The sequence below is a fragment of the Paraburkholderia sp. PGU19 genome, assembly GCF_013426915.1.
GTDB lineage: Bacteria > Pseudomonadota > Gammaproteobacteria > Burkholderiales > Burkholderiaceae > Paraburkholderia.
Map to the genome: position 1 here is coordinate 1,753,828 of NZ_AP023180.1, position 11,957 is coordinate 1,765,784.

Annotated in this window: 9 protein-coding genes; 3 read left to right on the forward strand and 6 right to left on the reverse strand. The window is 64.7% G+C overall.

What is annotated here, in order from left to right; all coding sequences use genetic code 11:
- Positions 1-4: 4 nt before the first annotated feature.
- The 5 genes from H1204_RS25450 to H1204_RS25470 all read right to left on the reverse strand — a co-directional run bounded on the left by H1204_RS25450 (position 5) and on the right by H1204_RS25470 (position 7,984).
- Positions 5-448 (reverse strand): MarR family winged helix-turn-helix transcriptional regulator, encoded by a 444-nt coding sequence (locus H1204_RS25450; RefSeq protein WP_180731300.1) that lies wholly within the window; start codon positions 446-448, stop codon positions 5-7.
- A 62-nt stretch (positions 449-510) separates the two neighbouring features.
- On the reverse strand, positions 511-933 hold the full coding sequence (locus H1204_RS25455) for a MarR family transcriptional regulator (protein WP_180731301.1): 423 nt from the start codon (positions 931-933) through the stop codon (positions 511-513).
- A gap of 74 nt (positions 934-1,007) precedes the next feature.
- Entirely contained in the window at positions 1,008-1,898 is an 891-nt protein-coding gene (locus H1204_RS25460; protein WP_180731302.1) for a transglutaminase family protein, read from the reverse strand.
- Positions 1,895-4,507 (reverse strand): circularly permuted type 2 ATP-grasp protein, encoded by a 2,613-nt coding sequence (locus H1204_RS25465; protein WP_180731303.1) that lies wholly within the window; start codon positions 4,505-4,507, stop codon positions 1,895-1,897. The genes H1204_RS25460 and H1204_RS25465 overlap by 4 nt, the downstream gene beginning before the upstream one ends.
- Positions 4,508-4,555: 48 nt before the next feature.
- Positions 4,556-7,984 (reverse strand): transglutaminase family protein, encoded by a 3,429-nt coding sequence (locus H1204_RS25470; protein WP_180731304.1) that lies wholly within the window; start codon positions 7,982-7,984, stop codon positions 4,556-4,558.
- Positions 7,985-8,337: 353 nt separating this feature from the next.
- Here H1204_RS25470 and H1204_RS25475 point away from each other — a divergent pair, with 353 nt between their 5' ends.
- Positions 8,338-9,402 carry a putative zinc-binding metallopeptidase gene (locus tag H1204_RS25475; protein ID WP_180731305.1) on the forward strand — a complete coding sequence of 355 codons (1,065 nt, stop codon included), beginning with the start codon at positions 8,338-8,340 and terminating at the stop codon, positions 9,400-9,402.
- A gap of 59 nt (positions 9,403-9,461) precedes the next feature.
- On the opposite strand, the gene H1204_RS25480 is transcribed toward H1204_RS25475, so the two are convergent.
- Positions 9,462-9,881 carry a phasin family protein gene (locus H1204_RS25480; protein WP_036000201.1) on the reverse strand — a complete coding sequence of 140 codons (420 nt, stop codon included), beginning with the start codon at positions 9,879-9,881 and terminating at the stop codon, positions 9,462-9,464.
- Positions 9,882-10,280: 399 nt separating this feature from the next.
- Between H1204_RS25480 and H1204_RS25485 the strand changes: the two genes are divergently transcribed.
- Positions 10,281-11,405 carry an HPP family protein gene (locus H1204_RS25485; RefSeq protein ID WP_180733306.1) on the forward strand — a complete coding sequence of 375 codons (1,125 nt, stop codon included), beginning with the start codon at positions 10,281-10,283 and terminating at the stop codon, positions 11,403-11,405.
- Between the two features lie 120 nt (positions 11,406-11,525).
- Complete coding sequence (locus H1204_RS25490) at positions 11,526-11,939, forward strand: helix-turn-helix domain-containing protein (protein WP_036000194.1); 414 nt, start codon at positions 11,526-11,528, stop codon at positions 11,937-11,939.
- Positions 11,940-11,957: the final 18 nt, after the last annotated feature.

Below are 11,957 nucleotides of genomic sequence, written 5' to 3' on the forward strand. Positions count from 1 at the left end.
AGCGTTAGCGCTTTGTCATGTCGAACAACTCTTCTCGCAGACTCGCTGCGCGCTGCGGTCCGAAACGCTGCTCGAATTCTTCCTGTGCCGCGAACCAGTGGTCGCGCGCCGCCTGCAACCGTTCTTCGCCCGCTGTGGTCAGCATCACCGTCAACACGCGGCGATTGCTGCGCGACGCTTCCGTGAACACGAGCCCGTCGCGCTGCAACGGCTGAATCGCGCGGACCAGCGTGGTGCGCTCCATCACCATCGAGTCGGCGAGTTCCTTCATCGTCATCCACTTGCGGCGGCGCAGCCGGCACATGATCGAAAACTGCGTGGTTTTCAGCCCGACCTGACCGAGATGACGGTCGTATAGCTGCGTCACATAGCGCGCCGCCTGGCGGATCGCAAAGCAGTCGTCGTTGGGCGAAACCTGTATTTCTTCCGTGTCAGTCTCTACGTGCATATGCACACCATTGAATCGATTTCGTCGAGCGCGCAATACCACGCGCTAAAAGAACAACGGGATTACGAGGTCAGATTGAACAGCTCGGCGCGCAATGCCTTCGCGCGGCTGCGACCGAACTTGGTTTCGAATTCGTCCTGCGCGGCGCGCCACGCGATGGCGGCCTGCTCGAACGTTTCCTTGCCCGCTTTCGACAGGCTGAACTGATACGTGCGCCCATCGTGCTCGGACGGCTCGCTGAGCACGAGGCCATCGCGCTGCAACGGCTTCAGCGCGCGCACAAGCGTGGTGCGTTCCATCACCATCGTATCGGCCAGTTCCACCATGGTCAGGCCGGGCTTGCGGGCGAGCTTCGCGACGATCGTGAACTGGGCCGCCGTCAGGCCAACCTGGCCGAGATGGCGTTCGTAGATCTGCGTAACGAAGCGCGCCGCCTGACGCAGCGCGAAACAGTTGCAATCATCGTGAGAAATAGGCTTGCTCATAAGAAGGAAGTCTATATGTGCGTATGCACGCTGTCAAATCGCGCTGTGATGCGCCGGATGAAATTCATTATTGCTCACAGCGCCAACACGCTGACGGCCACCTCGACGCGATGCGCGCCGCCGCCAAGAATCATGCCGCGCAGCAGCGAAACATCGCTGTAATCGCGGCCGATCGCGAGCGTCACGTGGTCCATGTCGGCGAGCACGTCGTTGGTCGGGTCCAGATCGATCCAGCCGCTTTGCGGGCAATGCACCGACACCCAGGCATGCGACGCATCGGCGCCGATCAGGCGCGGCTGACCCGGCGGCGGATCGTTGCGCAGATAGCCGCTCACATAACGCGCTGGCAGGCCGAGCGCGCGCAGGCAGCCGATCATCACCTGCGCGAAGTCCTGGCAGACGCCGCTTTTCATATCGAACGCACGTTCGGCGGGTGTATCGAACATCGTCGCCGACGGCTTGTAGTCGAAATCCGCGTAAATGCGATGCATCAGATCAATCGCGCCCGCGACGATCGGCGTGCCGGGGCGGAAGCTGCGCAGCGCGTAGTCGCGTAACGTTGGCTTGAGCGTGACATTCGGCGACGCGAAACGGAACTCGACCTGCGGATGACACTCGCCGCCCGCGCGAAACCGCATCGAGTCCGCCACCTCTTCCCACGCGGGCGTCGCGTCGGGATCGAGATCGCGCCAGCGCGGCGTGAGCTGCACGGTCGTTTCGCTGACCATTTGCAGGCGTTCGTGCGGCGCATCGAGCGCGAAATACAGCACGTCATTGCCGAACGCATCGATGCGGCTATGCAGATACGAAGGCGACGGCTCGATGCGTTCCGTATGCGTGACCACACGCTGCCACGCGCACGCGAGCGGGCGGATCGTCGCGAGGTGCTGGGCCGTTTCGACGAGCGTCGAATAGTGATAGGTCGTGCGATGCGACACGGACAGCAGCGTCTGCGCGTCTTTCATGACGACACCTGCGCGGCCAGCGTGTTCGCGTGGCTGAAATAGCGCGCGCTGATTTCATTCGCGGCCGCCGTCATGCTCATCGCGAGGCGGTCGCACAGCGTGACCAGTTCTGCGTACATGCCGCTGCCGTCCGTCGTGCACAACTGTTCCAGCGAGGGCAGCGTGCTCACGTCCGGCAGCATGTCGTTGAAACGCCGATGGCGCGTGTTGCCCGCCGCCATCGAGATATCGTCGAGCTTCGAGCACAGCCGCGCGTACACGCCGTACAGTCCGCGCGGATTGGTCGGCTCGATCACGAGCAGATCGATCAGCGCAGGCACTTCGAGGCGCCCCGGATACAGCGAGCGATACGTGAGCGTGCTGTCGAACAGTTGCAGCAGCAGATCGAACGCGGCGGGCGTCGCGAGTTGGCGCTGCATCGCGACGACGCGCAGTATCGACGTCATCGCCCACACGCGCTCGATATGCCGGCCCGCGAACATCAGGCGCCACGCTTCGTCGCGCGTCATGCGGTCGCCTTGTGCGCCGCTGATCGCCGCAAGCTGTGTGGAAAGATGTTCGAGCGCATTCATCAGCGACACGCGGTTGTAGCGCGCCTTGCCGCGCGAAGACGCATTCGACGATACAGCCGCCGCCGGCGTCAGTTCGTGCAGCGCGTCGCGGAAGTCGTTGCGCGCGGCGAGCGTGATGCGCCAGTGATCGTTCGAAAGCCGGCCGCGTATCTCGCCGCTCGCGCGCGCCTGGCTCGCGAGGTTCTGGCCGATGCTATACGCGCCCGTGTTTTCGTGCAGATTCGCGACCAGCGTGCGCTCGAACGCTCGCAGCGACTGGCCCGCCACGATGTCGCCCGGTTGCACGAGGCCGTATTGCAGCGCGAGCTCCGCGAGCGTGCCGAACATGGTGTCCGCGCCGTTGCTTTCCAGCGAGCCGAGAATCAGCCGCAACAGCCGCACGTTGTTTTCCGCGCGCTCGCCGTAGCGGCCGCTCCAGAACAGGTTCTCCGCCGCGCGGCTCGACACCGTGCGATGCTTGCGCGCGAGATCCGCGGGCTTGAGCGGCGAAGGCAACAGCGTAAAGGTCGAATTCGGATGACTCGACAGCACCCACGTATCCACGCTGCTGCCGCCGAACTGCATCGACACGGACGACTGACGCTCCCCCGCGAGCCGCGTGAAGCCGCCGGGCAGCACGTGCCAGTTGCCGTTCGCATCGGCGACAGCGAGGGCGCGCAGCACGCTCGGCCGGTTGCCGAGCGTACCGTCTTCGTAGCGCGGCGTGCACGAATACGGCAGCGGCTGCTGGATCGTGAACGCATCGGGCGCGCGCTCGATGCGGCTCTTCCACGCGTCGAGACGCTGCGCGCCAGGCGCGATGCCAGGTGGCCCGTCCGGCGTGCGGGTGGGCCATGTCGGTTGCAGGAAGGCGTCCTCCATGTTCGCGAACGCATGCTCGCGCGCGGCGTCCTCGCCGCACCACCACGTCGACACGCCGCCCAGCAACAGCGGCTCGTTCAGCAAGGTCTGCGCGATGCCCGGCAAAAAACCGTGCATGGCCGGCGATTCGAGAAAGCCCGAGCCCGGCACGTTCGACACGATCACATTGCCCGCGCGCATCACCTGCAACAGACCCGGCACGCCGATCGTCGAATCAGCGCGCAGTTCGACGGGGTCGCAGAACGCGTCGTCGAGGCGCCGCACGACGACGTGCACGCGCTCCAGACCCGTGAGCGTCTTCAGATACAGCATGTCGTTGCGCACCGTCAGGTCTTTGCCTTCGACGAGCGTCACGCCCAGATAGCGCGCCAGAAACGCATGCTCGAAATACGTCTCCGCAAACGGCCCCGGCGTGAGCAGCGCGATATGCGGCGCGCTGTCCGTCTTGCCGTTGCGCATCGTCGCGCGCGCCCATTCGGCGAGCGTCGCGATCAGCGTGGAGAACGTCGGCGCAAGGCGGCTCACGCGCAATTCGCGGAACGCGTCGGCGAATACGCTCGACACGATCATGCGGTTTTCCAGCGCATAGCCGAGGCCCGACGGCACTTCGGTGCGATGCGACACGACCGTCCACTCGCCGCTGGTCGCACGCGCCAGATCGACGCCGATCACCTGCAGGAACTGGCCGCCCGGCGGCGCGAAGCCCTTCACGGCACGCAAATAGCCGGGGTGCCCGTAGACGAGCGCGGGGGGCAGCTTGCCTTGCTGCAGCAGCTTTTGCGGACCGTACACGTCGGCGACGATCGCGTTGAGCAAATGCGCGCGTTGCTTCACGCCCCGCTCGATATGTGCCCACTCGTCTTCGCCGATGATGAACGGCAGCAGGTCGAGCGACCACGGGCGCGGCTCGCCTTTATCCGCGTAGACGTTGTACGTGATGTCGTTGTCGCGCACCTGCTGGGCGATCGATGCGCGGCCCGGCTCCAGACCCGCGATGCCTTCCTCGCCGAGCAGTTCGAAAAAGCGCCGCCACGGCTCGCGCAGCGCGCCCGATTCGTCGCGCAGTTCGTCCCAGTGGCCTTCGCGCACGTCGAGCAGCGGCAGCGAGCGCAGCAGCGCCAGCGCGTCGGGATGGCCTGCTGCCGCTTCGAACGGAAAGGTCGATTGAAAAGCCAAGATGTCGTCGCGAGTCTGTCGTTGTGGGCTTACGGTTTCAGCAGCGGCTTACCAGTGCCGCAAATCCAGCGTGAACGGGAATTCCAGGCTGCGCGGCGGCGCTTGCGTCATCAGCGGCCCCGGCGTGTGGCCCGTCGTGAAGAAGCGCGAGCGTCGCCGGCTTTCCGCTTCGTACGCGTTCACCGGGAACGTCTGATAGTTGCGTCCGCCCGGATGAGCGACATGATACTGGCATCCGCCGATCGAGCGGCCCGTCCAGGTATCGACGACATCGAACGTCAGCGGCGCGTGCACGCCTATCGTAGGATGCAGCGACGACGACTGCGCCCATGCGCGGAAGCGCACGCCCGCAACGAATTCGCTGATGCGGCCCGTCGGCTGCAGCGGCAGGGACACGCCATTGACGCTCACCACGTGACGGTTGTCGTTCAGCCCCAGCACCTTCACCTCGAGCCGTTCCACTGACGAATCGACATACCGCACCGTGCCGCCCGCCGCGCCCTCTTCGCCCATCACGTGCCACGGCTCCAGCGCGCCGCTGATCGTCAGCGACATGCCGTTGGCGTGCATCTCGCCGATGGCCGGGAAACGGAACGCGAAGTGCGGCGCGAACCATTCGCTGTCGAACGCGTAGCCCGCGCCGCGCAGATCGGCGAGCACGTCGTCGAAATCCATCTGCACGAACGTGCCGAGCAGGAAGCGGTCGTGCAAGCCGGTGCCCCAGCGCGTGAGGCGCGTGGTGTAAGGCGTATTCCAGAACTTCGCGACCAGCGCGCGCAGCAGCAGTTGCTGCACGAGACTCATGCGCGCATGCGGCGGCATTTCGAAGCCGCGCAGTTCGAGCAGACCGAGGCGGCCCGTCGGGCCATCGGGCGAATAGAGTTTGTCGATGCAGAACTCGGCGCGGTGCGTGTTGCCTGTCACGTCGATCAGGATGTTGCGCAGCGCGCGGTCGATCATCCACGGCGGCAGTTGCGCGCTACCCTGGCCACCGAGCAGATCGATCTGCCGTTGCAGTTCGCTGAACGCCAGTTCGAGTTCGTAGACCTGATCGTTGCGCGCTTCGTCGATACGCGGCGCCTGGCTGGTCGGCCCGATGAACAGCCCCGAAAACAGGTACGACAGCGACGGATGGTTGTGCCAGTACGCGACGAGGCTGGCGAGCAGATCCGGGCGGCGCAGGAACGGACTGTCGGCGGGCGTCGCGCCGCCGAGTACGAAGTGATTGCCGCCGCCCGTGCCCGCATGGCGTCCATCGAGCATGAACTTCTCGGTGCTCAGATACGTTTCGTGCGCAGCGTTGTAGAGGAACTCGGTGTGATCGACGAGTTCGTCCCAGTTCTTCGCCGGATGGATGTTGACTTCGATCACGCCGGGATCGGGCGTCACCTGCAGCACATGCAGACGCGGATCGCGCGGCGGCGGATAGCCTTCGATCACGACGGGCATCTTCAGCTCGGCGGCCGTGGCTTCGATGGCGGCCAGCAGGTCGAGATAGTCGTCGAGTTCGGTGAGTGGCGGCATGAAGACGTGCAGCAGCGCACGGCCGTCGCCCAGCGCGTCGGCTTCCACTTTGGGGCCCGCCGCGCGCGCCGGATTGCGCGCCTCGACGCACAGTGCCGTGCGGATCAGCGATGCTGCCGATTCGCCGCGCTCGGGTAAGCGGTCCTGCGGCAGCGGCGTGCCTGTGCCGGGTACGCCTGTACCCGCGCCGCGTCCATCGCCCGGTTGGACACCGCCGCGAGCGACATACGACACACCTTCATACTGCATCCGCAATTGCGCCGACGTGCGCAGCGGCGCGGGTTCCGCAAACGGATCATGCGCATGCTGATACGGATAGTCCTCCTCCGACACCCACGGCAGCGAATCGAGCGGCAAACGCAAGCCCATCGGCGAGTCGCCGGGAATCAGGTACATGCGTGCGTCGCGGAAGAACCACGCGCCGCTCGTCCAGCCCGGGCCGGTCGTCGAGCGCGCCAGCGGGAGCACATAACCCGTTACACCCGACAGCCCCGCCTCGAACACGCGGCGCAACCGCACGCGCTCCATTTCGTCGTCGAGACGCGAATCGAACGGATCGACGTTGACGGGCAAACGACGCTCGCGCCACAGGTAGTACCACGTGTCCTCATAGCCGGGCTGCGCGTACTGGCTGTCGACGGACAGTTTGCTGGCGAGCCGCGTGATGAAGCGCTGCGCATCGTCGGACGTATAGCGGCCGGGGCTGCGCTCGTCCGCGAACAGCGTCGGGTCGTTCCAGCACGGCTGGCCGTCCGCGCGCCAGTACAGCGATAGCGCCCAGCGCGGCAACTGCTCGCCCGGATACCACTTGCCCTGGCCGATATGCAGAAAGCCGTTCGCGCCGTAATGGCCGCGCAGCTTGTCCATCAGCGTGACGGCATACCCGCGCTTGGTCGGGCCGAGCGCGTCGGTGTTCCATTCGGCGGCGTCTCGGTCGCGCACCGACACGAAGGTCGGCTCGCCGCCCATCGTCAGGCGCACGTCCATCGCGCCGAGCTGGCTGTCGACGTGCGCGCCCATCGTCAGCACGCGGTCCCACGCGGCTTCCGTATAGGGCTTCGTCACGCGCGGCGTTTCCAGCACGCGCGTGATCGACATCGCGTGCTCGAACTCGACTTCGGACTGGTCGACGGCGCCCGAAATCGGCGCGGCGCTGCCCGGCTCCGGCGTGCACGCAACGGGAATATGACCCTCGCCCGCGAGCAGGCCCGAGGTCGGATCGAGACCGATCCAGCCCGCGCCGGGCAGGAACACTTCGCACCACGCATGCAGGTCGGTGAAATCGTATTCGGTGCCACTCGGGCCATCGAGCGACTTCGTATCGGGCGCAAGCTGCAGCAGATAACCCGACACGAAGCGCGCCGCCAGCCCCAGCTGGCGCAGCGTCTCAACCAGCAGCCAGCCCGAATCGCGACACGAGCCCGACGCATTGACGAGCGTTTCCTCGGGCGTCTGCACGCCCGGCTCCATCCGGATCAGATAGCGGATGTCGTGCTGCAGACGCTGGTTCAACTCGACGAGGAAATCCGCTGTGACGCGCGGCGAACGGTCGATGCTCGCGACGAACTCCTTGAAGCGCGGCGTCATCTCGCGTTTGACGAGATACGGCGCCAGTTCGGCCGCAAGCTCGGGCGCGTACTCGAACGGAAACTTTTCGGCGGCCGGCTCCAGGAAGAAATCGAACGGATTGTAGACGGCCATTTCCGCGACGAGATCGACCGTGATCTTGAACTCGGGCGTGCGCTCGGGAAACACGAGCCGTGCCTGGTAGTTCGCAAACGCGTCCTGCTGCCAGTTGATGAAGTGCAGTTCCGGCTCGACGCGCATCGAGTACGACAGGATCGGCGTGCGGCAATGCGGCGCCGGGCGCAGCCGCACGACCTGCGGCGACAATCCGACGAGACGGTCATAGCGGTAATGCGTGACATGGTTCAGCGCGACACGTATGGACACTCCGGACTCCTGGGCGGAAAAAGCCGATAAGGGGGCAGACGCGAAAAGCAAGCTTTATGCCGTTGAGCGTGACAACACGACAGGTGCAGCGTTTGCATCTATCGCATTGTCACGCGGCGGCCTCATGCTTCGAAGTTCTTCGAATGTCAAAAGCACGCGTGCCACGCAACCGACCACACGCACCAAAGCGGCGCATGCGGTGGGCGTACGCGCACGCAATGTGCGCAAGACCCACGACGTTATAGCGAAGCGGCATGAAGATTGCGGGAACCCACGCGCGTCGAGGTTGCCACGGCCGCCGGACACCCCTCTCATCCACTGCACGACGACACAAACGTAAACGGATTGAAGCGATGAAAGCCTTCCATTGCAACCGGTGCGACCAGCGCGTGTTCTTCGAGAACGTATTGTGCGAGCGCTGCGAGGCGTTGCTCGGCTACGTGCCCGAACTGGCTGAAATCAGCGCGTTCGAAGACGCAGGCGACGGTCAGTGGCGCAGCCTGCATCCCGACGCCCACGGCAAGCTGTACCGTCAATGCCACAACTACGCAGTCGAGAACATCTGCAACTGGATGCTGCCCGCCGACGATCCCGACACGCTGTGCCGCTCGTGCCGGCTCACGCACACGATCCCGAATCTCGCGGAACCGAACAACCGGCTCTACTGGTACCGTCTGGAGACCGCGAAGCGCCGCCTGCTCTATACACTCGCCTCGCTCGGCCTCGCGATCGAATCGCGCCAGGTCGATCCCGACAATGGCCTTGAATTCGACTTCCGCGAAAATACGGGCGACGGCAAAGCGGTGATGACGGGACACGACAACGGCCGCATCACGCTGAACGTGGCCGAAGCTGACGACGCGCACCGCGAGAAAGTCCGCACCGACATGCGCGAGCCGTATCGAACGCTGCTCGGGCATTTCCGCCACGAGTCGGGGCATTATTACTTCGAAAAGCTGGTTGCGGGGACGCACTGGCTCAAGCCGTTTCACGAACGCTTCGGCGACGATCAGGCCGACTATGGCGAAGCGATGGACAACTACTATCGCAACGGCGCGCCCGCCGACTGGGAAAACAGCTTCATCAGCGCGTACGCGACGATGCATCCGTGGGAAGATTGGGCCGAAACCTGGGCGCACTATCTGATGATCGTCGAGGTGCTCGATACGTCGACGGCATACGGGCTTGCGCTGCTGTCGCCCGCGCCGAACGAGCCGTCGCTGACCGACCAGACGCCCGTCGAGGAAGCGAGCTTCGATAACCTGATGAAGCGCTGGTTTCCGCTGACAGAGGCGCTGAACAGCCTGAACCGCAGTCTCGGCATGCAGGACGGCTATCCGTTCACGCTGGCGCCGTCCGTCGTGGACAAGCTGCGATTCGTGCATCGTGTGATCGCGCAGACGTCGGCACGCAAGTAGTCACGCACAAGCCACGCACGCGCGGCCAGCCTCGCGTTGCAGCCTGCGGCGAACGCGCGTTACTTCTTCTGCAGCAGTGTCTTCAGCTCTTCGACGTTCTCTTCGACGCGCTTCGCGATCACCGCATACGAATCGGCCTGCGTGCGATACGCGGCTTGCGTGAGCTGCTGCATGTCCGCGAGCGCCTTGTGCAGCGTCTGCTGGACCAGTTCCGCGGTCTGCGCGGACGGCACGCCGCCCGCGGCTGCCTGCTTCTGGGCGACATCCTGCAGCTCGGAGAGCGTCGAACGCAGCATTTCGGCCTGCTTTTGCGCGAGCGCCTGGATGCCCTGCACGGCCGTCTGATTCGCGGCGATCAGGGCCTCGACGTCCTTGCGACGCGCTTCCATCACGGCCGGGACATCGAACCCGGGCAGCTTGAACTGTTCGAACAGCTTGTTGAACTCGGCAAACGGATTGGCGGCGTCAAAGGGTTCCATGCTTGATCTCCACAAGGCGCTTGGGTGGGTTGGGCATGTGCCTCGAAGGCTTGACGCAGGCACATGACACGATCATGCCCGTTAATGCGGCAATGCGCCAGCGAGCAACACGGATGCCAGCAGGCACGGCGGCCGGGCTATGCCCATTTCATATCACGTTATGATGCAGTGCAACGACGCACGGCTTACGGGTTTTCCCTGCATTTTCAGGCCCCACAGGCGTCCACGGGGCAGGCGTTGCGCGGGATTTATATCACGTTGGCATATATCCATGACGACAAGTTGTTTCCTTTCTGACAGCTTTTCCCTTAACTTACGCCTGCCCGTTTCCCTCAACAGAACAATATCTTGACCCGTTCCCCTTTTTTCCAGTGGCTGGCGCGCTTTTATCCCGCCGCGATGAACGTCAAATGGCCCGAGCGCATGCGCTCGGCGCTCGGCGCGTTGATCGGCATTGCCTTCACGGGCGGCAGCATGCATCTGCTGCTCGGTCCGAACGTGAACATTCCGCTGCTGGTCGCGCCGATGGGCGCGTCGGCCGTGCTGCTGTTCGGCGTGCCCGCGAGTCCGCTCGCGCAGCCGTGGTCGATCATCGGCGGCAATCTCGTGTCGGCGACCGTGGGCGTGGCCGCCGCGATGTTGATCTCGGACCCTGTCGCGGCGGCGGCGCTCGCGGTGGGTGTCGCGATCGCCGCGATGTTCGCGCTGCGCTGCGTGCACCCTCCTTCGGGCGCCGTCGCGTTGACGGCCGTGGTCGGCGGGCCCGCCATTCATGCGCTCGGCTTTCGCTTCGTGCTCGAGCCGATCCTGATCCAGTCGGCGGCCCTGCTCGGCGCGGCGCTCGTCTATCACGCGGTGACGGGCCACCGCTATCCGCACGCGACGCGCGCCGCGCCGTCCGTGCCGCAAGCGCCCGCATCCGGCAACAGCATCACGCGCGCCGACCTCGAAGCCGTGCTGAACCGGCGCGGCGAACTGCTCGACATCGACCCTGAAGACCTCGAAACGCTGTTTCGCGAAACGCAGTTGCAGGCCTACGCGCGCACCTTCAGTGAACTGGCATGCCGCGACGTGATGTCGGCGCCCGTCGTCAGCGTCACGCCCGACAGCACGTTGCGCGCCGCCGCAGACCTGTTGCAGCGTCACTCGATCAAGGCGCTGCCCGTCGTCGACAAGCGTCAGCACGTGGCGGGCATCGTCACGCGCGCCGATCTCGCGAACAAGCCGAAAAGCGCGGACCTGCGTCTGATGGAAGCGCTGTCGGCGCGTCTCTTCAAGCGCGACGCGACCCGCGGACGACTCGTCAGCACCGTCATGACGACGCACGTGCGCACCGTCTCGACCAGCACGCCGATCGTCGAACTGGTGCCGCTCTTCGCCGACGACGGCCATCACCACATTCCCGTGATCGACTCGCATGACAGACTGGTTGGCATCATCACGCAATCCGATCTGATCGCGGGTCTGTACCGGCAGACGCAGATGCAGGCTCAAGCTCAGGCGCAACAGCGCCCTGCCGCCTGAGCGCGGCCGTCGCGCGTCACTGGATTCAAAGCCCTGACAATTCCGGATGGCGATGCCCAGGCATCGCCATTTATATCATTCTGTGATACATTTTTTGTTTTCCCTTGCCCGGCCATCGACATGAAAGTTCTGACGCGCACGTTGAACAAGGCGGACTACGAACAGCTCTCTGAGTTTCGCTATCAGATGCGGCGCTTCGAGCGCTTCTCCGAGCAGGCCGCGCAGGGCGAAGGCATTACGCCGCTGCAATATCTGTTGCTGCTGCATATCAAGGGCTATCCCGATCGCGAATGGGCCACCATCGGCGAACTGGCGGAGCGGCTGCAGGCGCAGCATCACGGCGTGGTCGCGCTGGTATCGCGCTGCGAAGCGCTCGAACTGGTCAAGCGCAAGATCAGCGAGACCGACCGCCGCCAGGTGGAAGTGCATCTGCTGAAGGCAGGTGAAAAGGTGCTGGCGCGGCTTGCGGAACTGCATCGCGCCGAGCTGCGCTCGCTCAAGGGCGCGTTCACGATTCCGCAAATCGATCTCTGATTACGGCCTCTGACCAGC

Coding starts and splice junctions, on each gene's coding strand:
- H1204_RS25450 (WP_180731300.1), bottom strand. CDS start 448: ATGCACGTAGAGACTGACACGGAAGAAATACAGGTTTCGCCCAACGAC.
- H1204_RS25455 (WP_180731301.1), bottom strand. CDS start 933: ATGAGCAAGCCTATTTCTCACGATGATTGCAACTGTTTCGCGCTGCGT.
- H1204_RS25460 (WP_180731302.1), bottom strand. CDS start 1,898: ATGAAAGACGCGCAGACGCTGCTGTCCGTGTCGCATCGCACGACCTAT.
- H1204_RS25475 (WP_180731305.1), top strand. CDS start 8,338: ATGAAAGCCTTCCATTGCAACCGGTGCGACCAGCGCGTGTTCTTCGAG.
- H1204_RS25480 (WP_036000201.1), bottom strand. CDS start 9,881: ATGGAACCCTTTGACGCCGCCAATCCGTTTGCCGAGTTCAACAAGCTG.
- H1204_RS25485 (WP_180733306.1), top strand. CDS start 10,281: ATGAACGTCAAATGGCCCGAGCGCATGCGCTCGGCGCTCGGCGCGTTG.
- H1204_RS25490 (WP_036000194.1), top strand. CDS start 11,526: ATGAAAGTTCTGACGCGCACGTTGAACAAGGCGGACTACGAACAGCTC.